Annotated in this window: 26 protein-coding genes and 2 pseudogenes; 11 read left to right on the forward strand and 17 right to left on the reverse strand. The window is 61.2% G+C overall.

Annotated features, from left to right (window positions below):
- The first annotated feature begins 51 nt into the window (after window positions 1-51).
- The 4 genes from NKH83_RS19185 to NKH83_RS19200 all read left to right on the forward strand — a co-directional run bounded on the left by NKH83_RS19185 (window position 52) and on the right by NKH83_RS19200 (window position 3,958).
- Window positions 52-825: a glycosyltransferase family 2 protein gene (locus NKH83_RS19185; protein ID WP_352806713.1), complete on the forward strand. Its 774-nt coding sequence runs from the start codon at window positions 52-54 to the stop codon at window positions 823-825.
- Window positions 826-933: 108 nt separating this feature from the next.
- Window positions 934-1,656, forward strand: a complete 723-nt coding sequence (locus NKH83_RS19190) for a glycosyltransferase (RefSeq protein WP_352801645.1) — start codon at window positions 934-936, stop codon at window positions 1,654-1,656.
- 226 nt (window positions 1,657-1,882) lie between these two features.
- Window positions 1,883-2,920, forward strand: coding sequence for a phosphatidylglycerol lysyltransferase domain-containing protein (locus tag NKH83_RS19195; RefSeq protein ID WP_352801643.1), 1,038 nt, complete (start codon window positions 1,883-1,885; stop codon window positions 2,918-2,920).
- A gap of 83 nt (window positions 2,921-3,003) precedes the next feature.
- Window positions 3,004-3,958, forward strand: a protein-coding gene (locus tag NKH83_RS19200; protein ID WP_502895590.1) for an IS630 family transposase whose coding sequence is annotated in 2 segments (ribosomal slippage) — window positions 3,004-3,332 and window positions 3,331-3,958 — 957 coding nt in all. Because the reading frame shifts where the segments join, the coding sequence is not laid out codon by codon here.
- Window positions 3,959-4,530: 572 nt separating this feature from the next.
- Here NKH83_RS19200 and NKH83_RS19205 read toward each other — a convergent pair.
- Window positions 4,531-4,710: pseudogene (locus NKH83_RS19205) on the reverse strand (ATP-binding cassette domain-containing protein); the annotation flags it as partial.
- Window positions 4,711-5,027: 317 nt separating this feature from the next.
- On the opposite strand from NKH83_RS19205, the gene dusA reads away from it, so the two are divergent.
- Window positions 5,028-6,014, forward strand: coding sequence for a tRNA dihydrouridine(20/20a) synthase DusA (gene dusA, locus NKH83_RS19210; protein WP_352806719.1), 987 nt, complete (start codon window positions 5,028-5,030; stop codon window positions 6,012-6,014).
- A 6-nt stretch (window positions 6,015-6,020) separates the two neighbouring features.
- Here dusA and NKH83_RS19215 read toward each other — a convergent pair whose 3' ends face one another.
- Together NKH83_RS19215 and NKH83_RS19220 are read right to left on the reverse strand one after the other, a co-directional pair.
- Window positions 6,021-6,725, reverse strand: a complete 705-nt coding sequence (locus NKH83_RS19215) for a TIGR02281 family clan AA aspartic protease (RefSeq protein WP_352801607.1) — start codon at window positions 6,723-6,725, stop codon at window positions 6,021-6,023.
- Between the two features lie 13 nt (window positions 6,726-6,738).
- Window positions 6,739-6,972, reverse strand: a complete 234-nt coding sequence (locus NKH83_RS19220; RefSeq protein ID WP_031193575.1) for a DUF1289 domain-containing protein — start codon at window positions 6,970-6,972, stop codon at window positions 6,739-6,741.
- Window positions 6,973-7,146: 174 nt separating this feature from the next.
- On the opposite strand from NKH83_RS19220, the gene NKH83_RS19225 reads away from it, so the two are divergent.
- Entirely contained in the window at window positions 7,147-8,145 is a 999-nt protein-coding gene (locus NKH83_RS19225; protein WP_254817266.1) for a nicotinate-nucleotide--dimethylbenzimidazole phosphoribosyltransferase, read from the forward strand.
- A gap of 4 nt (window positions 8,146-8,149) precedes the next feature.
- Here NKH83_RS19225 and NKH83_RS19230 read toward each other — a convergent pair whose 3' ends face one another.
- Window positions 8,150-9,664, reverse strand: a complete 1,515-nt coding sequence (locus NKH83_RS19230) for a sensor histidine kinase (protein WP_352478883.1) — start codon at window positions 9,662-9,664, stop codon at window positions 8,150-8,152.
- Between the two features lie 75 nt (window positions 9,665-9,739).
- Between NKH83_RS19230 and NKH83_RS19235 the strand changes: the two genes are divergently transcribed.
- The 4 genes from NKH83_RS19235 (at window position 9,740) to NKH83_RS19250 (ending at window position 12,335) form a co-directional block, all read left to right on the forward strand.
- Window positions 9,740-10,363, forward strand: coding sequence for a thermonuclease family protein (locus tag NKH83_RS19235; protein WP_352801605.1), 624 nt, complete (start codon window positions 9,740-9,742; stop codon window positions 10,361-10,363).
- Between the two features lie 41 nt (window positions 10,364-10,404).
- The gene (locus tag NKH83_RS19240; RefSeq protein WP_352478881.1) at window positions 10,405-11,016 is read left to right on the forward strand and encodes a glutathione S-transferase; all 612 of its coding nucleotides are present in this window, start codon (window positions 10,405-10,407) and stop codon (window positions 11,014-11,016) included.
- A 13-nt stretch (window positions 11,017-11,029) separates the two neighbouring features.
- Window positions 11,030-11,647, forward strand: a complete 618-nt coding sequence (locus tag NKH83_RS19245) for a uracil-DNA glycosylase family protein (protein WP_502895591.1) — start codon at window positions 11,030-11,032, stop codon at window positions 11,645-11,647.
- A gap of 196 nt (window positions 11,648-11,843) precedes the next feature.
- Window positions 11,844-12,335, forward strand: coding sequence for an Lrp/AsnC family transcriptional regulator (locus NKH83_RS19250; RefSeq protein WP_006333679.1), 492 nt, complete (start codon window positions 11,844-11,846; stop codon window positions 12,333-12,335).
- An 11-nt stretch (window positions 12,336-12,346) separates the two neighbouring features.
- Here the strand turns inward: NKH83_RS19250 and NKH83_RS19255 are convergent, their stop codons facing one another.
- The 12 genes and pseudogenes from NKH83_RS19255 to NKH83_RS19310 form a co-directional block, all read right to left on the reverse strand.
- Window positions 12,347-12,919, reverse strand: coding sequence for a DUF3299 domain-containing protein (locus NKH83_RS19255; RefSeq protein WP_352478880.1), 573 nt, complete (start codon window positions 12,917-12,919; stop codon window positions 12,347-12,349).
- 68 nt (window positions 12,920-12,987) lie between these two features.
- On the reverse strand, window positions 12,988-13,569 hold the full coding sequence (locus NKH83_RS19260; protein WP_352478879.1) for a GNAT family N-acetyltransferase: 582 nt from the start codon (window positions 13,567-13,569) through the stop codon (window positions 12,988-12,990).
- The gene (locus NKH83_RS19265; RefSeq protein ID WP_352478878.1) at window positions 13,529-14,233 is read right to left on the reverse strand and encodes a DNA alkylation repair protein; all 705 of its coding nucleotides are present in this window, start codon (window positions 14,231-14,233) and stop codon (window positions 13,529-13,531) included. Before NKH83_RS19265 ends, NKH83_RS19260 begins: the two co-directional genes overlap by 41 nt.
- Before the next feature lie 9 nt (window positions 14,234-14,242).
- Window positions 14,243-15,118 (reverse strand): annotated as a pseudogene (locus tag NKH83_RS19270) (NAD(P)-dependent oxidoreductase); the annotation flags it as partial.
- 58 nt (window positions 15,119-15,176) lie between these two features.
- Window positions 15,177-16,004 carry an ABC transporter permease gene (locus NKH83_RS19275; protein ID WP_352801598.1) on the reverse strand — a complete coding sequence of 276 codons (828 nt, stop codon included), beginning with the start codon at window positions 16,002-16,004 and terminating at the stop codon, window positions 15,177-15,179.
- On the reverse strand, window positions 16,001-16,714 hold the full coding sequence (locus NKH83_RS19280) for an ABC transporter permease (protein WP_254817256.1): 714 nt from the start codon (window positions 16,712-16,714) through the stop codon (window positions 16,001-16,003). The genes NKH83_RS19275 and NKH83_RS19280 overlap by 4 nt, the downstream gene beginning before the upstream one ends.
- Before the next feature lie 116 nt (window positions 16,715-16,830).
- Window positions 16,831-17,613 carry an ABC transporter substrate-binding protein gene (locus NKH83_RS19285; RefSeq protein ID WP_254817255.1) on the reverse strand — a complete coding sequence of 261 codons (783 nt, stop codon included), beginning with the start codon at window positions 17,611-17,613 and terminating at the stop codon, window positions 16,831-16,833.
- A gap of 212 nt (window positions 17,614-17,825) precedes the next feature.
- The gene (gene mobB, locus NKH83_RS19290) at window positions 17,826-18,335 is read right to left on the reverse strand and encodes a molybdopterin-guanine dinucleotide biosynthesis protein B (protein ID WP_352801596.1); all 510 of its coding nucleotides are present in this window, start codon (window positions 18,333-18,335) and stop codon (window positions 17,826-17,828) included.
- Window positions 18,332-18,961: a molybdenum cofactor guanylyltransferase MobA gene (gene mobA / locus NKH83_RS19295; RefSeq protein ID WP_352478875.1), complete on the reverse strand. Its 630-nt coding sequence runs from the start codon at window positions 18,959-18,961 to the stop codon at window positions 18,332-18,334. The genes mobB and mobA overlap by 4 nt, the downstream gene beginning before the upstream one ends.
- Before the next feature lie 65 nt (window positions 18,962-19,026).
- The gene (locus NKH83_RS19300; protein WP_352806730.1) at window positions 19,027-19,947 is read right to left on the reverse strand and encodes a DMT family transporter; all 921 of its coding nucleotides are present in this window, start codon (window positions 19,945-19,947) and stop codon (window positions 19,027-19,029) included.
- A 123-nt stretch (window positions 19,948-20,070) separates the two neighbouring features.
- The gene (locus NKH83_RS19305) at window positions 20,071-20,427 is read right to left on the reverse strand and encodes a hypothetical protein (RefSeq protein ID WP_352448884.1); all 357 of its coding nucleotides are present in this window, start codon (window positions 20,425-20,427) and stop codon (window positions 20,071-20,073) included.
- A gap of 155 nt (window positions 20,428-20,582) precedes the next feature.
- Window positions 20,583-20,786, reverse strand: coding sequence for a hypothetical protein (locus NKH83_RS19310; RefSeq protein WP_352806733.1), 204 nt, complete (start codon window positions 20,784-20,786; stop codon window positions 20,583-20,585).
- A gap of 16 nt (window positions 20,787-20,802) precedes the next feature.
- Here NKH83_RS19310 and NKH83_RS19315 point away from each other — a divergent pair, with 16 nt between their 5' ends.
- Window positions 20,803-21,351 (forward strand): hypothetical protein, encoded by a 549-nt coding sequence (locus tag NKH83_RS19315; protein ID WP_352806736.1) that lies wholly within the window; start codon window positions 20,803-20,805, stop codon window positions 21,349-21,351.
- Window positions 21,352-21,402: 51 nt separating this feature from the next.
- On the opposite strand, the gene NKH83_RS19320 is transcribed toward NKH83_RS19315, so the two are convergent.
- Window positions 21,403-21,876: a hypothetical protein gene (locus NKH83_RS19320; protein ID WP_352806739.1), complete on the reverse strand. Its 474-nt coding sequence runs from the start codon at window positions 21,874-21,876 to the stop codon at window positions 21,403-21,405.
- Window positions 21,877-21,908: the final 32 nt, after the last annotated feature.

Raw genomic sequence — 21,908 nt, forward strand, 5'->3', positions numbered from 1 at the left:
GCAGATGCATTCGAATGACAGTGGCAGCTTTGATGCCGGAACCTTCTGACCGTGCCGGCGCTCTCGGTCATTATCATCACCCGCAACGAGGAGGCGTCCATCGCGCGCTGCCTTCGCTCGGTGGATTTTGCGGACGAAATCATCGTTCTCGACAATGACAGCAGCGACAGCACCAGGGAGATTGCCGGTGACTTGGGGGCCAAGGTTTTGATGACCCTTGATTGGCCCGGTTTCGGCGCGCAAAAAAACCGTGCGCTGACCGCGGCAACGGGGGATTGGATCCTCTCGCTGGATGCCGATGAGTGGGTGGAGGCGCCGCTCGGCACGGAAATCAGGGCCGCAATCGCCGACCCAAAAGCCTATGACGGCTTCGAAATACCGAGAAGATCGCGCTTTTGCGGGCACATTGTCCGTCATAGTGGCTGGTCGCCCGATCTGGTGCTCAGGCTCTTCCGTCGCAGCTCCGGGCGCTTCAGCGACGACACCGTGCACGAGAAAGTGGTGTTGAACGGAAAGGTCGGGCGATTGTCCCAGCCGATCGAGCACGACTCGATCACCGACCTGGCAGATGCCCACGACAAGATCGGCCGGTACGCAGAAGCATCCGCCGCGCAGCTGCTTGCCGAGGGCAAAAAAAGCTCGATAGGCAAGGCAGTTTTGCGTTCCGTCTGGGCCTATGTGCGCAGCTATATTTTCCGGCTGGGATTTCTGGACGGTTCCATTGGTGCGATGGTGGCCGCGTATTCGGCCAGCTACACCTATCAGAAATGGGCGCGTGTCGCATTGGAAATGCGAGGTCAGGTCCACCCAAAAAAGCAAGGCTGAGGCCAGGACAAATCTGTGAGAAACCGGCTCGGTTGATCGCAATTGTTGCCGAGCCATCGCCAACTAGTTAGTGTACGACCGTTAAAATCGAAAGCCAGGGTAGTGAATATGACTGATGCGTTTAGGGTATTTATCGGATGGGACAGCCGTGAGCCGATCGCGTACGACGTCGCGCGACACTCGCTGCTCAAACATGCGTCGGCGCCTGTCTCCGTCATTCCGATCAAACAAGACGAGATGCGTGCCCGCAGGCTGTATTGGCGGGAAAAAGATCCACTCGCCTCGACGGAGTTCACCTACACGCGCTTCCTCACGCCTTTTCTCGCCGACTACACGGGTTGGGCCCTGTTTTGTGATTGCGATTTCCTGTGGCTTGGTGACGTCGCAGGCCTGCTGAAATATACGGACTCGGACAAGGCGGTCTATTGCGTCCAGCATGACTATACGCCGAAGGCCACAACCAAGATGGATGGCGTGGTCCAGACATCCTATCCTCGGAAAAACTGGTCGTCGTTGATGCTGTTCAATTGCGCGCATCCTTCGGTCAGATCGCTCACGCCAGAGGTCGTGAATCAGGAAAGTGGCGCCTATCTTCACCGAATGCAGTGGGTTGCCGACAAAGATTTGGGTTCATTGCCGGTAGAGTGGAATTGGCTCGAGGGCTGGAACGAAAAGCCTGCTGTCGGCACACCTAAGGCGGTCCACTATACGAGTGGCGGCCCGTGGTTTGCCGAGTGGCAGAATGTCGACTATGCCGACTTGTGGATAGCAGAACGCGACGAGTTCCTGGCTTCCGATCAGGCAGAATCTTCTCAGAGCGCAGTTCGATAAGAGCATCGTGTTTGGCAGGTGACCTGGGCGCTTCCGAAGTGGCATCGGCGTCGGCAACAACGCGTGGTGCCGCCTCGGGACGGGACCGGGGCAGATTGCGCCTAGGAATCTGGCGGTTCCGGCTGGGGAAGCATGACGCGCTGAGATAAGGATCAGCTCGCGGCAATATGATCGGTTGGGGTCCGTCAGCTCTTTCATCGGCCTAGCCGGCACGCGAAAGTCGACCATGTCGTCACTGCGAAGACGCTTCGATCGTTTCCTGGAAAACCGCGGGCCTAAAATACCGCGGCTACAGCTGAACCATGTCGAGCGCCTGGCGCTGGTCCGTCGCCATGGTGATTTTTCCCTTGCCTATTCGACCGCCGTGCAGAAGGGGCTTCACTACTTTGGCGATGCCCAGGGCTACATCGCTTACGGAACCAAAACGCGACATCACTTCGCGCTCGGTGATCCAATGGCTGCCCCGGCCGATCGGCGCGACTATATCGAACGTTTCATCGAGGTTGCCGGCAGCCCGTGGTTCGTGCAGATCGGCGGACAGACGGCGCACGTGCTTGCCGGACTTGGCTATCAGGTCAACCGCCTCGGCGTCGACACCAGGCTTGTCCTGCCCGGCCACGACTTTTCCGGAAAGCGTAATGAGACAGTGCGTTATTCCGAACGCTGGCTCTTGAGGAAGGGGTTTTCCTTCGCGGAGGACAATGGGACCGTCTTCCTCGACGAGATTGCCAGGCTCTCCCAGAATTGGCGGGCCGACCGCATCGTCAAGCGCTGGGAGATGAGGTTTCTCAACAGGCCTTTTGCCGATCACCTTGGCGTCGATATGCGCCGTTTCGTCCTGCACGGTCCGGATGGAGAACTCGTGGCCTTGCTGGATTTCGATCCGCTGTTCAGCGACGGCAAGGTCATCGGCTACACCACCTCGTTCAAGCGCAAGCACATCGATGCCTCGGCGCATGCCGAGATCGGCCTGACCAAATTCGCGGTCGACCGCTTTCGCGACGAAGGTGTTTCCGTGGTCACCCTCGGCCTGTCGCCGCTTGTCGAAATCGGACCTAGCGGGTTTGCCGAAAGCGATTTCTGGCGGCGCGCCTTCCAGCGTGCCTATGACTCGCCGTGGGTCAATCGCACCCGCTTCAACCTGCAGGGGCAGGCGGCCTTCAAGCGCCGGTTCCATGGTGTCGAAGAACCGACCTATCTCGCCTTTCGCAAAGGGACCTTTTTCGAAGCGCTTTCTTTGCTCCGGCTGATCAGGGCCGTCTAGAGCGCCGGACGCTCAGATTGAATCAAGAGGGATTCCAGTGAGACCGCGTTCGTGATTCACTTTCCGGTAGGAGGTGATTTGCGATGCCCAAGCCCTATTCGATCGATCTACGTGAACGCGTTGTCGGTTATGTCGAAGCCGGGCATTCGCGGCGTGCGGCGGCGGCACATTTTGGGGTGTCGGTTTCGTTCGTCGTGATCCTGATGAGGAACTATCGAAAGACCGAGAGCCTGGTGCCCAAGCCGAGCGGAGGCCGCCGCCATTCCAAGCTCGACCCGCATCGTGCGTTCCTGATTGGTTGTGTGGCCGAGAAGGACGACATCACCATGCCGGAGCTTGCCGCCGAGCTGGTTACTGCTACAGGCGTCCAAGTGGCTCCCGCCTCGATCTCACGTTGGCTCATCAGGAACGGCTACCGCTTCAAAAAAAACGCTGCTGGCCAGCGAGCAAGATCGACCCGACATCAGCAAGGCGCGCCAGCAGTGGCGGGCCAAACGCCAGCCGCGGATGCGGCTTGAGCCACATCGGCTGGTGTTTATCGACGAGACCGGAACCACTACGAAGATGACGCGCCTGCGCCGTCGCTGCCTGAAGGGCCAACGGCTGCGCTCAAAGGCACCGTTCGGACATTGGAAGACGCAGACCTTCATCGCCGGGCTGCGCTGCCATGGGCTCACCGCCCCTTTCGTCGTCGACACGCCGATGAACCGTCGCATCTTCGACACCTACGTCGAAACGCAGCTCGCTCCGACGCTGGCAAAGGGCGATGTCGTCATTCTCGACAATCTCGCAGCCCACAAGAGTCCGGCCGCCGAGGCAGCCATCCGGGCCAGAGGCGCATGGCTGCTCTTCCTGCCGCCCTACAGCCCCGATCTCAACCCGATCGAAATGGCCTTCGCCAAGCTTAAAGCGCATCTGCGCGCAAAGGCCATCAGAACCATCGACTCCCTGTGGCAGGCCATTGGCGATATCTGCAATCTCTTCTCCCCAACAGAATGCAGAAACTACTTCTCTGCCGCAGGATATGGACTCACATGAACGTCCGACGCTCTAGTGCCTGGAGATGAGGGCTCGTCGTGTCCCGGCATGGTCGACCTCACACCGGCCAGGCTTGGTTGTTTAGGTGGGAAAGGAATGCCGCGGCGGGAGCAAAAAGACCGGCTGCGAAGCGCCGGACCATTCTGCTGCGTCCCCCAGTCCCGCCGGCTACTTTTGGCAGCCCGAGAACGGCTCCGCATCAGCGCGCGCCAAGGGGCGGATTCACGGTTGCTGCTGCGCACCGCCAGGAATAACGAGAGTACCCTGGCCCGGCCTTGAGTATCTGAAGCCTATGAAGAACAAAGCAACGATGATCAAACAAATGACGATGACCGCGACGACGCTGCCAGGATGGTGTCCGGTATCTGGCGGTTGGACCATTGCCTTCCCGTATGGCTATCGCCGCTGACCTTCTTCATCTTCCAACCGAGCATGACGACTGTCAATGGATACAGGAGCTACCCCCGCCATCCAATCAGCAGCCGGTGTGTCGAACACGTTACGCGCTTGCCGACCGAAGCTGATGATGGACCGAACCACAACTTATCCTAAGCACGCCTCCATCGCTGCGAAGCGTCCGGCCGGCGGCGAACCCGCAGCGGAAAAGCGACGTTTTCGGCCACCGTCAGATGCGGAAACAGCGTGTAGCGTTGGAACACCATGCCGATGTTGCGCTTGTGCGAAGGCACTGCAAGCAGTGATTTTCCTTCCAGCAAGACATCGCCGGAAGTCGGGTCCTGAAAGCCGGCGATCGCCGAATGACCGAAATCATGGATGCAATCCGGTCGCGCAAGCCGGACGAGGCGGCGGCGCGGCGGCATGTCGAACGCGTGGCAGATCGCCCGCAACACGCTTCGCCTTGGCTGACTGGTATGCCGCCGGCGGTGCATCGTTCCACGGCAGGCATCTAACTGGTGCGTACAGTGACATTGTGACATGCCAATTTGCTTTCAGTTGCGGCGGCAAAATCGTATATCGCGTTAGTTAGGTGTTGTATCTCTTGCCAAATTGCTCTGTCATTCGAACGGAGTGTCGGACGGATTGAGACAGAGAAACTAGAAAAATGAATATGTTACGCCACAAAGTTGCCGTGGCGCCCATGATGGACTGGACGGACCGGCACTGTCGGTTCTTCCATCGCCAGCTGACGCGCGAGGCGCTGCTCTACACCGAGATGGTGGTGGCCGATGCGGTCATCCACGGCGCACGCGAGCGCCTGCTTGGCTTCGACGACAGCGAACATCCGGTGGCGCTGCAACTCGGCGGCGCCGATCCGGGAAAGCTGGCCGAGGCGGCGCGCATCGGCGAAGCCTTCGGCTATGATGAAATCAACCTCAATGTCGGCTGCCCGTCCGACCGCGTCCAGTCGGGCACCTTCGGAGCCTGCCTGATGAAGGCGCCTGTGCTCGTCGCAGATTGCGTTGCGGCGATGAAGGCGGCGGTGAAAATACCGGTTACCGTCAAGTGCCGCATCGGCGTCGATGAGCAGGATCCGGAACCGGCGCTCGATGCATTGGCCGATGGTGTTTTCGCGACCGGCGCCGACGCGCTGTGGGTGCACGCCCGCAAGGCCTGGCTGGAAGGACTGAGCCCAAAGGAAAATCGTGACATCCCACCGCTCGACTATGACCGCGTCTATCGGCTGAAAGCCAGAAAACAAAACAAATTCATCGGCATCAACGGGGGCATTCAATCTCTCGCAGAGGCGCTGACGCATCTCGACCATGTCGATGGCGCCATGCTCGGCCGCGCCGCCTATCACACGCCAGGGATACTGACCGGCATCGATGCCGCGTTTTACGGCAGCACGGCTGAGTCGTTCGACTTTGCCGCGCTGATCGACGCCATGGCGAACTATGCGGCACGCCATATCGAACAGGGTGGACGGCTCGGGCATGTCACCCGGCACATGGTCGGGCTGTTTCACGGCCTGCCCGGTGCACGCCGCTACCGGCAGATCCTCTCCACCGAGGCGACACGGCCGGGTGCCGGACCGGAGGTGCTGAAGTCAGCCTTCGCCGAGGTCGATTTCGGCAGGACCGCAGAGGCGGCCTGAGCGAACTCAATCCCGCAAGATCATGCGGTCGCCGCGCACGTCGAAACCCGACAGCGAGCTAATGAAATTCATGCCGAGCAGGCTCTGACCGAGGGTGCCGGGTGCGGCGATCATGATGGGCATGTCCTTGCGCACGATGCCGCCGATCGACAGTTCGTCGCTTCGCACCGCCGCTGCGCGCGTCATGCCGTTGGCGGTCGAGATCGGGATGGTGAAGTGGAGAGCCGCCGAATTGAACCCGGCCGCCAGAGCGTCCTCGGCGGTCAGCACTGTGCTGGTCGCGCCGGTATCGACAACCGTCAGGATCGGCGTGCCGTTGATCGTGACGCGCGCTTCGAAATGGCCGCTGCCGGCCTTGTCCAGGGTGACGGTGGCATGGCCTTCTTCCACGCCCAGCGCCAGCGGACTGCCGGGAACAAGGCCGGCGGTGACGCGGCTGGCGAAATCCTGCAACTCATAGCGGTACTGATAGCCGGCGATCAGCGCCAGCACGATGGCGCCCCAGGCGCCGAGGCTGCGGGCCATGGTGCCCAACGGCCTGCCCGATCTGAGCAGGCCGGCGCCGACGAGTGCCGCTAAGGCGCCAAGCCAGATCAACTGGCTGAAATCGTAATTCTCAATGCCGAATGTACTGCCGGCGGAATCGTGGAGCATGAGCAGGAGTACACCTGCCCCGATCGCGACGATCAGAATCCACAGCAGTCGGTTCATCTGTGCGGCCGGTTCACGAGAGGGCGTCGCGTTCGCGTGCCATGCGGCTGCGACGGGTTTCCCGGCGGGGGCGTCGCTCGACCGTTTCCAGCCTTGCCGGCAGCTCGGCCATGACGCTGCGGCGGGTTTGCGGGGTCATGTCGATCCAGGCTGCGATTTCCTCGCGCGTGCGGCCGCAACCGAAACAGAAGCCGGTTTTCATGTCGATCGAGCAGACCAAGATGCACGGGGATTCAATGGCCGTCATAAGGATTTCCTTGGCTAGCCTCCACATGGTGCAACGACAAAGTCAATGCAAGCCCTCCGGGATGCGCCGCCAACGGGTGCGTTCGCGTCAATACCTCGAAGTTTTGCCGAGGTTGTGCCGGCCCGCCAAGGCGGCTATGCCGCTCACCAATTCACAAGGACGATTGCCATCGACATGACCAGCGCACTGCCTTTCGACGATTTTCGCGACCTCCTGGTGAGCCTGCCGCCGGCAGATATGGCTGCCAACACCCGCGTTCGCCAGTTGTTTGCCAAGGCAGACAAGCCCGAAGGCTCGCTTGGCCGCATCGAGGACATCGCCGCCTGGCTCGCCGGCTGGAGCGGTCGCGCGCCGCCGGCGGTGACTCGACCATTGGTGGCGATCTTTGCCGGCAATCATGGCGTCACCCGCCACGGTATTTCGCCGCGCCCCGCCGCCGCTACGGCAAATGCAGTCGAGCTCTGCGCCGCCGGCGGTGCAGCGATCAACCAGATCTGCATCGCCAACGATCTCGGCTTGAAGGTGTTCGATCTGGCTCTGCACATTCCGACAGCCGACATCACCGAGGATGCGGCACTGGACGAGCGCGGTTGCGCCGCCACCATGGCCTTCGGCATGGAGGCGATTGCCGGCGGCACCGACCTGCTTTGCCTTGGCGACCTCGGTGTTGGCAATTCGACTGTCGCCGCGGCCCTTTGCACCGCACTGTTCGGCGGCACCGGCGCCGACTGGGTCGGTCCCGGATCAGGGGCCGACGCAGCGATGCAAAGGCGCAAGGCGGAGGTGGTCGATGCCGCGGTCGCGTTTCACGGCGCGAGCCTCAAGGACCCGCTGGAAGCGCTGCGCCGGGTCGGTGGACGGGAATTCGCAGCGATCTGCGGCGCCATTCTGGCGGCGCGGATGCAGAAGATCCCGGTGCTGCTCGACGGGTTTGCGGTGACTGCGGCCGCTGGCGTCCTACATACCGCCAACCCCGCCGCGCTCGATCACTGTCTCCTCGCAAGCCTGTCGCCGGAGCCTGGCCATGCCAAGGCCGCCGAGCGCCTCGGCCTTCGCCCGCTGCTCGATCTGGGCGTCAGTCAAGGCGAGGGGGTAGGAGCGGCGCTTGCCGCCGGCCTGGTCAAGGCGGCCGCGCTGACCAGCTCCGGCATGGCAGCCGCGGTCGGCGGTTAAGCATTCAGCGCCGGCGCGAAGCAACCGCCTTGGTCGGCAGCGCCGGCAGTTCCTCCATCACCCGGCTCAGCGGGAAGATGGCGATCGCCTCGGTGCCTTCGCGCAGCCGGGAATGGAGCTGGAATTCGCCGCCATGCATGGCCAGCAGGCCTTGCACGATCGGCAGGCCAAGCCCTGTACCCTGTTCGGCGCTCTTGATGGCGATCGAGCCCTGGCCGAAGGCCGAGAGCACGATCGGAATCTCGTCTTCCGGTATGCCCGGCCCATTGTCCTTGACGGAGAGATATTGCCCGCCGCCCGCCGTCCAGCCGACGCGCACGCGGATTTCGCCGCCGGTCGCGGTGAACTTGATGGCATTGGACAAGAGGTTGAGCACAATCTGCCGCACCGCGCGTTCGTCGGCAAACAGGCGCGGCAAGGCGTTTTCGAAATCCTGGACGATGCGGATGTCCTTGTTGCGCGCCTTCAACTCCATCATGTGGCAGCAATCCTCGACGACGGAAAGCAGCATCATCGGCTCCTCATTGAGCTGATAACGGCCCGCTTCGATACGCGACAGGTCGAGGATTTCGTTGATCAGGTCGAGCAGATGCTGTCCGGAGTCGTGCACGTCACGGGCATAGTCGCGGTATGTCGGGTTGCTCATCGGGCCGAGCACCTCGTTGGCCATCACTTCGGAAAAGCCGAGAATGGCGTTGAGCGGCGTGCGCAATTCGTGGCTCATCGAGGCCAGGAAACGCGATTTCGCCAGATTGGCGTCTTCCGCCCGCCGCCGTGCCTCGTCCGACATCGATTTCGCCGTCTCCAGTTCGGCGATCAGCGCATCCTTTTCGGAGCGGAACGAAAACAGCATCAGCGAGGAACGGTTGAGCTGGCGCGCCACATAGGCGAAGAACGGCAGCGACGAGATCAGCAACCCGGCCATGATCACTTCGACCGGCATCCATAATTTTGCACTGGCATAGGCATAGATGGCGACCGGGAGGGCGAAGGTCGCCAACAGCGCACCGCGAAGGGACGATGCCAGGATCGCGGTTGCCGACATGGCGAGCAGCAGCACCACCGCCTTGGCGACCTGGAACTGGTCGATTTGGCAAGCTTCGCAGCCAAGCCATGCGAACCAGGCCCAGCCAAGCCCGCAAAGAAAATGGCCGATCAGGAAATCCCTGTGCGTCTCCAGCGGGTTGAGCTCGGACGCTTGCGTGACGCGTCTGGCCATGAACGCAACGATGGTATAGCAGATGAATGTGAACAGCGCCCAGACGCCGATCTCCTTGCCGAGGCCCGCGAACAAGCCTGCCGCGGCCGTTGCCAGAACGAGCAGCGGGATAACGATCACGCCGCCGGTCATCGAAAGCGCGTGGAGCTTCAACAGCTCGCGGTCGAAGTCGGGATTTCCGGCTTGCTGCGAAAGACGGTCGCGCGTCTTGCGCACCGCGCGCGCGACATCGCTGTTGCGATGGCGTTTCCTGCGGTCCACAATAAACTTGTCCGCCGTGGTCGAGCGTTGCAGGGGCATGAAGTCTTCAATTTACGCGGGCAGCAATTTCAAATCGTTAAGCTACGTTCGAATGATTAACCAACGGTTTGCCATATGAGCCGTTCGTGGTCGCGATGGCCGCGCCAGCGATACTATGCGCCACGTCCGCGAAGCCTGTGGCGCCGACTGATGGACTATGGGCTGACACTCATCGTGCTGGGCCTGCTGATCCTCCTGGCGGCGCGCCTCGACCGGGTGGAGACGCGCAAGACGGAGGGTGCGGCCACCGTCAATGACGGCGATAGCATGACGCTCGGCAGCGAGCGCATCCGCATGCGTGGCATCGATGCGCCGGAATATTCGCAAATCTGCCGCAAGGACGGTGCCGACTATCCTTGCGGCAAGCTCGCGCGGCAATCCCTGGTGCGGTTGATAGCCGGCAAAGCGGTCTCCTGCAGCGGCTGGCAGCGCGACCGCTACGGCAGGCTGCTCGGCGACTGCAAGGCCGGCGGCAAGGATCTCAACCGCGCACAGGTCGAGGCCGGCTGGGCGGTCGCCTTTGGCGATTTCGAGACCGAGGAAGCTGCTGCGCGCGCGGGCAAAGCCGGCATCTGGGGCGGAACTTTCGACGAGCCGAAGAACTGGCGCGAGAGCCACGGCCATGAGCTGGTCGAAAGAAAGCACGGCGCCTTGGCGTCGATCGGCGATGCCCTGCGTGAAATTTTTCGCTTCTGGTGAGTTGTGCCTATAGTTCGTCGGGACGGACGAGGAGGATGGAGATGAAGCTGTTCGACGGCGGGCGCGCGCCCAATCCACGTCGGGTTCGGATTTTTCTGGCCGAAAAGGGACTTCAGGTTCCGCTGATGCCCGTCGACATGGGCGCGCTGGAGCACAAAGAGCAGCCGGTCAGCTCGCGCAATCCGCTGAAGCGTCTGCCGGTGCTCGAGCTCGATGACGGCACCATCATCACCGAATCCGTCGCAATCTGTCGTTACTTCGAGGAACTGCACCCCGAGCCGGCTTTGTTCGGGCATGGGGCGCTCGGCAAGGCAATCGTCGAGATGTGGCAAAGACGTCTGGAGTTCAATTTGTTCGGCTGCGTCGCCGCGGCCTTCCGGCACATCCACCCCGCAATGAGGGAATGGGAGATCCCGCAAATCCCCGAATGGGGCGAGGCCAACAAGCCGAAGGCGGTCGAATTCCTGAGATTTCTGGACACTGAGCTCGCCGGCAGGGAATTCGTCGCCGGCGATGCCTATTCGATCGCTGACATCACCGGGCTGGTCGCCATCGATTTCATGAAGCCGGCTCGCATCAAGGTACCCGAAGAGTGCACCAACGTGCTGCGCTGGCATCGGGAAATCTCCAGCCGGCCGAGTGCCGCCGCCTGATAACGAGTCCCAAATGAGCGAACAGTTGGAAGCCCTGGCGGCGAGGGTGCGTGCCTGCCGCATCTGCGTCGATAAGCCAGCCGGCAGGCCGTTGCCGCACCAGCCGCGTCCGGTGCTCCGGCCATCGTCGAGCGCCCGCATCCTGATCGCCAGCCAGGCGCCGGGTACCAAGGTCCACATCACAGGAATGCCGTTCACCGACGCCTCCGGCGACCGGCTGCGAAGCTGGCTGGGCGTCGGCAGCGAGGAATTCTATGATACGGACAAGTTTGCCATCGTGCCGATGGGTTTTTGCTTTCCCGGTCAGGACGCCAAGGGCGCCGACCTGCCGCCGCGCCGCGAATGTGCGCCGGCCTGGCGCGCATTGCTGATGGCGCTGATGCCGCAAGTCGATCTGGTACTGACGATCGGCATCTACGCCCAAAGCTGGCATATGGGCGCGGCGCGCCGTCCCTCGCTGACAGAAACAGTCATGGACTGGCGCGCCATCTGGGCAGCGTCGACTGACCCGAAGATCGTGCCGCTGCCGCACCCGTCCTGGCGCAACACCGGCTGGCTGAAGCGCAATCCCTGGTTTGAAATGGATTTGCTGCCCTTTCTGAGATCGGAAATCCGCTATCGCCTCGGCTAAGCGTTCAGCAAGAAATCACTCGCTTTTGCGCTATTAAACAGAATTTCTTTCTTGTAATAGGCTTGAACAAGAGGGAATATGGTAATCTATTCCTCGAAGCGCGTCGCATGACGGGACGCGCGTTAAATTCTTGTTTTCATGCATGTCGTTGTGCCAAAGCCGCGCATTTTGACGATTTGCGTCAGGGGAGCACCCAATGGACCGCCTCGATAGAAAAATTCTCCGCCTCCTGCAGGAGGATGCGACGCTTGCAGTCGCCGACGTCGCCAAGAAGGTCGGCCTGTCGACGACGCCGTGCTGGCGGCGCATCCAGAAGCTCGAAGAAGAGGGCGTCATCAAGCGGCGCGTTGCCATCCTCGATCATGAAAAGGTCAATGTGCGGGTGACGGTGTTCGTCTCGATCCGCACCAATTCGCACAGCCATGAATGGCTGCGGCGCTTTTCGGAGGTCATCCAGGAATTCCCGGAAGTGGTCGAATTCTACCGCATGAGCGGCGACGTCGACTATCTCTTGCGCGTCGTGGTGCCCGACATCGCCGCCTACGACGCCTTCTATAAGCGGCTGATCGCCAAGATCGAGATCCGCGACGTGTCGTCTTCCTTTGCCATGGAGCAGATCAAATACACGACCGAGATGCCGCTGGATTACATGGTGCTCGACAAGGAGTCCGGCGCCAACGCCGCCTGAGATTTTTCTGCTTAGTTTTTCTTTTTGTTGAGGAAAGTCCAGGGCGAGTTGACCGGCAGCGTGATCGTGTCCGGCACGGTGCCGACGTCGACCACCTCGGCCTTGCGCACAGCGTAGCCCGACTGGATGACACTTACACCGTCAAGGATAAAAAGCTGACTCTTCTCCATGCCGGGCTGCAAGGCGCCGGTCACCGAAACCGGCTGGTAGGCCTCAGACATCCGGTAGGGTTGGGCAGGCGTAACGAGGACGATCTGGTTGGGCGGCGGCGTCGGCATATGGCTGCAGGCCCCCGTCCAGGGCACCAGCAGGAATTGGTAGACGAGATCACCGTCGCGATCGACCGGCAGTGCATAGCCCGCGAGTTGTACGGTCTTGTCCTGCAAGTTGAGTGACAGCGTTTCGCCATGATCCGGCATTTTGGCCGCGATCATCGGCAGCCCGACGCTTTCGGCGGCTGCCTGGCTCGCCGGGCGCAGATCCTTCCAGAAAATATGCATCGTCCCGGCGCAAGCGTTGCCTGCGACAACAGAGGCGAACACTGCGGCTGCCAGCGTCGCGCCTGACTTGAGACGGTTTTTCATTCCTGCTCCACTGCTGAGCCTTGATCTGCGGCCTATGCCAGCAAGTAAAGCTGCCGCTGTCGCCAAGGTCAACGTTCAAGCCGCATGACATGCCGGCGCGAGCCGGTCATGCCGATCTCGCGAAAGCCGCGGGCGACGAACATGTCGCGAAAACCCATGAAGCTGTAGCTCGGCGATGCCTGGTCGACCGGATAAGCCTCGATCGTCGTGGCACCTTTGGCAAAGACGTGATCGATGGCTGCATCAAGCAATGCGCTTGCCAGCCCGCCGCCGCGCAACGCTCTCGGCACAAAGAAGCAGACGATCGACCAGATCCCGGCCTCGCGGTCGTCCTGCTGCCGTGACAACTTGCGGTAGGTCTGGCGCGGCGCGACCAAGCACCAGCCGACGGTCCGGCCATCGAACTGGGCGACAATGCCGACCGGTGTGCCGGCGTCGATCAGCGCCATCATCGCGCGTTTCTTCTCGTCGTTCTCGACATGCTCGCGGCGGTCGAGATTGCGCCAAGCCATACACCAGCAGTATTTCGGCCCGCCGGGTTGCTCGAACAGGTTTTCGAAATCGGCGCGCGTCGATTGCGTCACCTCCGTGAAGCGCACTTCGCTCAGGTCAAGCTTTTCTGGCGGCGAGCCGTTCGAGCGTCTTGGCATCGGAAAGTTCCTTCACGGCATCCTTGCCGATCCAGCGAGCAGTCCTGTCTGTCGAGGCCGCCAGTTTTAGCGCCACGGCAAGGGCATGGCCGTGCAAATTCATCGATCGCTTGCCGATCGAACGAAGCGCCCAGTTCACGGCCTTCTTCACAAAATTGCGGCCGTCGGTCGCATGCGCTTCGATGATCGGCAGGAATTCGAGGAAGGTCGTCTCGGGTTCCTTCTTCCGGTGGACCACCGACCAGGCCATCATCGCAAAAGCCGTGCGTCGAACAAATTCCCGTTCGTCGACCGCGAATTCGGCGATCAATTCCTTCCAGCAATCCGTATCGACAAAGAGATCGGAGACCCCGTCGACGATATCCCACGAGTCGAAAGTCGCCGCCCATCGTCTTGCATCCGCGGCGGAGAACCGCTCCGGATCGGCTGTCACGGAAGCGATGAACTGCGCCTCCATGATGCCTGTCTGCCAAAGCTCAAAGGCACGCTCATGGTTGCGCTTGATTTTCTTGGCAATCTGCCGCTGCACGCCATGCGAGATACCGAGCGCACGTTCGATCTTGATGCCGTAGCGCAGCATGCCAAGTCGATTTTCCTCCGAGGCGATCGAGCGCAGATGAGCGACAATTTCATCGGCGCTGGATTGAGGCGAAAGCTCGGCCACGGCGAAATCCTATTTCTCCAGCCGCGCCAGCAGCGAGGACGTGTCCCAGCGCTTGCCGCCCATCGCCTGCACGTCCTTGTAGAACTGGTCGACGAGTGCCGTCACCGGCAGTTTGGCGCCGTTGCGGTCGGCCTCGGCGAGGCAGATGCCAAGATCCTTGCGCATCCAGTCGACGGCGAAGCCGAAATCATATTTGCCGGCATTCATCGTCTTGTGCCGGTTCTCCATCTGCCAGGAACCGGCCGCACCCTTGGAAATCACCTCGATGACCTTTTCGATGTCGAGCCCAGCCTTCTTGCCGAAATGAATGCCCTCGGCCAGGCCCTGAACGAGGCCGGCGATGCAGATTTGGTTGATCATCTTGGTGAGCTGGCCAGCCCCGGCCGGTCCCATCAATCCGACCATGCGGGCATAAGCATCTATGACAGGCTTCGCCCTGTCGAAGGCGTCGGGCTCGCCGCCGACCATCACGGTCAGCATGCCGTTCTCGGCGCCTGCCTGACCGCCGGAGACCGGGGCGTCGAGGAACGAACAGCCGAGCGCTTGCGCCTGCTGCGCCAGTTCGCGCGCGACCTCGGCCGATGCGGTGGTGTTGTCGATGAAGATGGCGCCTTTCATCATGGAATTGAAGGCGCCTCCGGCGTCGGTCGTCACCGAGCGCAGGTCGTCGTCATTGCCGACGCAGGAAAAGACGAAATCCTTGCCCTCGGCCGCCTCGGCTGGCGTCGCGGCGAGGCTGCCGCCATACTGGGCAACCCACTGCTCGGCCTTCGCCCTGGTGCGGTTGTAGACGGTGACGTCGTGACCACCCTTATTCTTGAGATGCCCGGCCATCGGATGGCCCATGACGCCAAGACCGAGAAATGCCACCGAAGCCATGTTTTCGAATCCCTTAGAAGCCTGCTTTGCGGTCTTCTTACCGGATCAGACAAGGCGATGGGAGTCAGCGGTGCAGATGGATGGTGATGCGGCGTTCGATCCACTCAACGCCGTGGCGCAGTGTTTCAACGATGACCAGATAGATGATCGCCGCCCAGATATACGACTGGAACTCGAACGTGCGCGCATAGGTGAGCTTTGTAATCCCCATCAAATCGTAGACCGTGATGATGGCGACGATTGCCGAGCCCTTGATCATCAGGATGATCTCGTTGCCATAGGGGCGCAGCGCCACAATCAACGCCTGCGGCAGGATGATTTTCCACATCGTCTGTAGTTTATGCAGGCCGAGCGAGGCGGCACCTTCCCATTGGCCCCGCGGCACGCTCTCGATCGCGCCACGCAAGATCTCGGCCTGGTACGCGGCCGTATTCAGCGAAAAGGCGAAGATCGCGCAGTTGAACGCTTCGCGGAAGAAGCCCCATAGTCCGACCATCTCGAGCTCCGGCCGGAAGGAGCCGACCCCGTAGTAGACCAGGAAGGTCTGCGCCAACAGCGGCGTGCCGCGAAAGAAATAGACATAGGCATAGGCGAACCCCGAAAGGATCGGGTTCTTCGACATGCGTGCATAGGCGATCGGTACCGACAGGATCGCGCCAAGCACAATCGAGATGGCAACCAGCAACAGGGTGATGCCGAGGCCGGATATGTAACCGGGTGCATATTTCTGGAAGAACTCCGGGTTCCACGCAGCGACCAGGTAGACGACCATGCCAATGCCGAGAGCGATCCACAGGCCGACCAGGACATGGCCGAGGATGCGTTGGCGCGACCAGCCGCGTGCGGGCGGCGGCGGCCGGTCGACCTTCAGCGCGTCGGTGGCAAAGCTCATCTCTTGACCTCGCTGCCGCCGACCGCTCGTTCGATCGCGTTGATGCCGAAGGAGGAGACGATCGCCAGCAGGAGATAGATCAGGCCGGCAAAACCGTAAAACAGGAACGCGTGCTTGGTGACGCGAGCGGCAACCCCGCTCTGGCGGAGGATCTCGTTGAGGCCGACGGCCGAGACGAGGGCGGTGTCCTTGAGCAGGATAAGCCAGAGATTGGCAAGTCCGGGCAACGCGATGCGGATCAACTGCGGCAGCACGATCAGCCGCATAGTCTGGCCGCTGGACAGGCCAACCGAATAGCCTCCCTCATATTGCCCTTTTGGAATGGCGCGGAACGCGGATAAAAACACCTCGCTGGAATAAGAGGAAAAAATGAAGCACAGCGCGATCATACCGGCGACGAAGCTGTTGACGTCGGCGGACGTTCCGGGGCTCACCAGCCGGACAAAGTACTGCAGGATCAATGGGATGCCGAAGAAGATCAGAAACAGCGTGAGCAGCTCGGGTATTCCGCGAAAAATCGTGGTGTAGATGTTCCCGGCCAGTCTCAGCGACGGCTCTTCCGACTGTTTGGCCAGCGCCACGAAAAAGCCGAGCGTCAGCCCGAAGGGCAGAGTGGCCAGCGCAAGACATACCGTAACAAATACACCCGCAGCGATATCGTCGAGCCAGCCTTCGGGTCCCCAACTGAGAAGCGTCAGTGCGCTCTGCATCCGCCTGCCTGTTCTCCTTTAGGCTGTGAGACCCGTACCGCATCACCCCTGGTGCGCGGCAACCTTATAAGAACGGCGGGAATCTCCCGCCGTTCACGTCTTCCTATGTCGGTCGATCAGGACTCGCCGCCATAAACATCATATTTGAAGTATTTGTCGTTGATTTCCTTGTACTTTCCGTTTGCGCGGATGGCGTCGATCGCCGCATTGAACTTGTTGACGAGGTCGGTCTCGCCCTTGCGCACGGCAATGCCGGCGCCCGGACCGTGGATTTCGATAACCGGCTTGATTGTGCCGACCAGCTTGCAGCAGGCGCCGTCCGGCGAATCCAGCCATTGCTGCAGCACGACGACGTCGTCATTGGCGGCATCGAGCCGACCATTGGCCAGATCGAGCTGGTATTCCTGTGCGGTCGGGTAGGGCTTGACGGTGCTTTCGGTATAAGTCTTGGTCGAATAGTTGAAATGCGTGGTGGACGCCTGCACGCCGATCGTCTTGCCGGCCAAATCTTCCTTGGTGACACCCTTGATGTCGGTGTCCTTGGGCGCGGCGATCGCCGGCGGCGTATTGTAATATTTGTGGGTGAAGTCGACCTTCTCGGCGCGTTCCGGCGTGATCGACATCGATGCGACGATGGCGTCGAACTTGCCTGCCTGAAGGGCTGGAATGATGCCGTCCCAGTCCTGCGCGACGAAGGTGCACTTCACCTTCATCTCGTCGCACAGCGCCTTGGCGATGTCGATATCAAAGCCCACGAGTTGGCCGTCGGCGGTGAGGTTGTTGAATGGCGGATACGCTCCCTCGGTGCCGATCCTCAAGGTTTTTTCCTGGGCCTGGGCAACGCCAAGCGTCAGCAGCGCAGCCGAAGCGGCGAGCGCGATACGCAGTGCAATACGCATAATGGTCCTCTCTGTTGGTCCCGGCCGTCGTTCCCGAACGGCTCTGTGGGCGGTGCTTTTGACCGCCCGCTGGCGCGATACTCCCATTGTTTCCCAAGAAAAAGCAACTGCAAAAACCGTCGCTTGAGGGAAGGTCATGTTCAGAAAACGGTGACGTTGGGTCAAACGCCTAAATGGAGAGAAAGTGGCCGGAACCCCCTGCGGCCGCGATCTCAGCGCGTCAGGCCGGTGGCGCGCTCGATGAAGTCAGCTATCGAATTCGTGTCGTCGAGATCGAAGGCCGGCAGGTCTTCGCCGACAATGTGGAAGTCGGAGGCGATGGCGACAACGTGCGGATCGGCTGCAGAGAGCGGTGTCCGGTCCTTGGCCTCGAGCCGTCGCGTCTCGATTTTCTTGTGCGCCTCGCGCTTGTAACCCTCGACCAGCACGATATCGGAGGGTGCCAGCCGTGACAGGATCGCGTCCAGCGTCGGCTCGTCCTCGCCGCGCAATTCGTGCATCAGCGCCCAGCGCCTGCCCGACACGACCGCGACCTCCATCGCTCCCGCCTGCCGGTGGCGAAAGCTGTCCGCTCCGGGTTTGTCGATGTCGAAATCATGATGGGCGTGTTTTACCGTCGACACTTTCCAGCCGCGCCGGACGAGCTCGGCCACCAGCTTTTCGGTCAATGTCGTCTTGCCGGAGTTCTTCCAGCCGGTGATGCCAAAGATACGTCTTTTCATGGCTCGATGCTCTGCAACAGATGCGCGGCCTGGGCAAGGTCGTCGGGAGTGTTGATGTTGAAGAACGGATCGATCTCGGCTCCGCCGGATTTCAGGATGGGAAATTCCACCTCGACAAAACCGTGCCGGTCGATGAACGCCGCAACGCGCCGGTTGTCTTCCTCGACGAGAAATTGTCGCAAGGCCTGATCTAACCCTAGCGGCCACAGTGCAAAGGTCGGATGTCGTTTTCCGCCGGAACAGGAGACCGCGATAGAGCCCGGGCGCGCATAGGCTGCCGCGAGCAGCCGCTCGACCATGTCCTTGGGCAGGAAAGGCGTATCGCCGGCAGCCGTGACCAGCGCCTGGCAGGCCGTGTCGGAAGCCCATTCGAGGCCGGTCAGTATCCCGGCAAGCGGCCCGGCATAACCTTTGACGGTGTCGGCAAGCACCGGAAGCCCCGTCGCGGCAAACCGTGTCGGATCGCCATTGGCGTTTAGCGCAAGCGGGCCGACCTGCGGGCCAAGGCGCGAAACGACACGGTCGAGCAAGGTGCCGTCGCCAAGCGCAAGCAGGGTCTTGTCGCCGCCACCCATCCGGCTCGATCGGCCGCCGGCCAGAATGATCCCTGCGATATGTCGGCCCATCGTTTGCTGCCTAGACCCAATGACCAAAATCCAGTTTTCAAATCGGACAGTCGTCGACAGTCATCCTATATGCCGTCCGGCGCCATGTCCGGTCCAGTGCTTTCGGCGGCTGTTTTTCGCCGGCCGACGATCCGTTCGCGGTAGAGTGCATAGAGGCCTGAGGCGATGATGATCGTGGCACCGACGATCATCGGCAGATCCGGGACATCGCCGAAGATCGTGAAGCCAAGCAGGATCGACCAGAGCAGGGCGGTGTAACGGAACGGCGCGATGAAGGAGATATCGCCCACCCGCATCGCCGTGATGATGAAGTGGTAGCCGATGAGCACGAGCACTGCCGCCAGCGCCAGAAACGCCGTGCTTTGTCCTGTCATCGGTGTCCAACCGCCCATCGGTGAAAGCAATGCCGCGCCCAGAAACGTCATGGCAAGGGCGGTGGCGCTCGACACCAGCAATGTCGGAATTGCCTGCGGTATCCGCTTGGTGGCGAGATCGCGCACCGCACAGCATGCCACGCTGGCCAGCGCCAGCAGAGAAAAGACGCTGAACCCTTCGAAGCCCGGCCGCACGATGATCAGCACGCCGGCAAAACCGACGGCAATAGCCAGCCAGCGCCGCCAGCCGACGCCCTCGTTGAACACAAGCGCTGCGCCCATCGTCACCGCCAGCGGCAGCGCCTGCAGCACGGCGGAGACATTGGCGATCGGAAGATGCGCCAGAGCAACCAGGAACGACACCGTGGCGCCGGCCTCGCTGGCAACGCGCAGCGCAACGGTCGGCTGCAGCATCGAACCTGGCCGGGCAAGCGCGCCGCGTTGCCACGCAAGCAGGCCAACGAAAAGCGAAGCGAAGGCGCCGCGGATCAGCATGACCTGCGCCATGTTCATCGATTCCGACGAGAATTTAGTGATAGCGTCGTTGACGGTGAAACCAGCCATGGCCACCATCATGAACAACGCGCCGCGCAGGTTTGGCGAAAGAGGCAAGGCAGATTACCGGGTGAGTCCTGCAGCAAGCGTCTAGCAGGCACCCGCAAAACAGCAACGTCAAAGGGCTGGGCCACAGCCTTTCCATGGCCCGTAACATCTGTCGCGCAAGAGCGGCAGGGCTTATTTGGGCGTCAGTACCTCGGTGCCGTTGCCTTCCTTGCCGGCAATCGTCCACAGGCCACGCAGCGAGCCGTCGTCCTGCACCTTGTAGACGACAAGACCGACCGCCTTGCCCATGACATAGCCGGCGGAGAAGGCATCGTCGTTGCGCATGCAGATGCCGTCCGAGGACGAGCCGCCTGTCTCCCAATGGATCGTGCAGGTCGTCTCGCTGGTCAGCGTGATCGTCGCGTCGCCACCATAAGACGACCCATCGAAATTGGTGCCGGCCACGGCATAGGTGCCGCCGATCGACTGGGCCGCCGCGGGCAGGGCCGCGAGGCTGAGCAATGCAAGAGAAAGAATGAGTTTGCGCATATCGTATTCCCCCACTGGGCGAAGAACCGCTCCAGAGCAGAGGCTAGGCCCGAATGGGCTTGCGGTAAATCCGGTGACCGTTTGCGGACAAGACCTTTTCTGGGTGTGACCCCGAAAGGTGCCCTTTTAAAGATTCGGTTCGGATAGCAAATCGATCACACTGCCGCTCGAGGAAAATTCTCGACGAGATCAATTTGCTCGGCAAGAGTCGCCAAATTGGTCATTGTAGGCTTCTGATCTTGTCCGGGGACGTGGTCCATGACGAATGCACGAGGCAATGCGGCCAGGCTTGGCACAGGCAGCAGGCGGCACGTTTCGTCGGCTTTCCGGTTCTCTTCTGCACTGGCGGTCATCTTCATGGCGATAGCGCCTGCGTTGGCCGAGAACGGCGCTTCGGCGTCGGCAGTCGAACGGATGTCCACGCCGGGTCACGAAGCGAATGAGCTCGCTCGCCGCATCGGGAAATGGAACGTCGTCAACACGATCTGGCCAACCCCCGGTGCGCAGCCGATCCTGATGACCGGGCTGGTGGCCGAACGTACGATGATCGGCCCCTTCATGCAGGAGGTGATGCGCCCGGCGCCCGGGTCGAAAATCCCGGACTTCCAGCGGATAGCCTATTTGAGCTATGACCGGGTGGAGGGCCGCTGGAAGTATGTCTCCATGGACACCCGTTTCCCGGCAGGGATCATGCCTGCCTGGAGTTTTGGTGGCGAGGAGGACGGCAAGATTTCACTGCTTTTCGAGCCGCTTGGTTTCGTCGGCTTCGGGCCCGAGGTCGAAGGGCGATTTACGGCCTCCGATTTCATCATTTCCAGGGACGGCGACAATCACGAAGTGGCCGAGCAACACTTCCTCCAGGCCAATGGCAGCGGCAAACAATGGCTTGCCGTACGATACGACTACACGCGCCAACAACCGTGACTCGCAAGCAAAAACAATAGGCTGCGAATAAGTTCTGACGTTGCCGGATGCTCACGGTCCCTTGAGGCTACCGGCGATCGCATCGACGAGCGGGTCGTATTTCGATTTCAGGGCTCGCGGGTAGTCGATCCAGACCGTGCGGATGACACCGTCTTTTCCGAACAGGCGGCGTTCGTAGAAGATGTTCCCGCCTTTGATGCCCGACAGCACCGCCCAGTCCTTGCCGGTCTTGCTGTAGGTGATCCTGTAGCCAGGTTCCTTGCTGGCCCTCTCGGCGGAGACGAAGGCTGTCGGGGTGTCATCATCGACATTGAGAATGCCTGAACAGATCAGGCTGGCGCCATCAGCAGTGAGCCACTGTTGTCCATCGCCATTATCCGGCTCAGGCTGGCGAAGAGTGAAGATTTCATCCGGAAAGGTGCAGACGGTACCGAAGCGCTCGTTCGTATAGGTAAGTGACGCGGCAACTGCCACGGTCCCCGCCATCACTCCGAAAAACGTCAGGACTACAAGAAACCGCTGCACGCCTTGCCTCGCGCTGATACCAAGGCGGTTGT

It is taken from the genome of Mesorhizobium sp. M0909 (assembly GCF_040319515.1).
GTDB lineage: Bacteria > Pseudomonadota > Alphaproteobacteria > Rhizobiales > Rhizobiaceae > Mesorhizobium.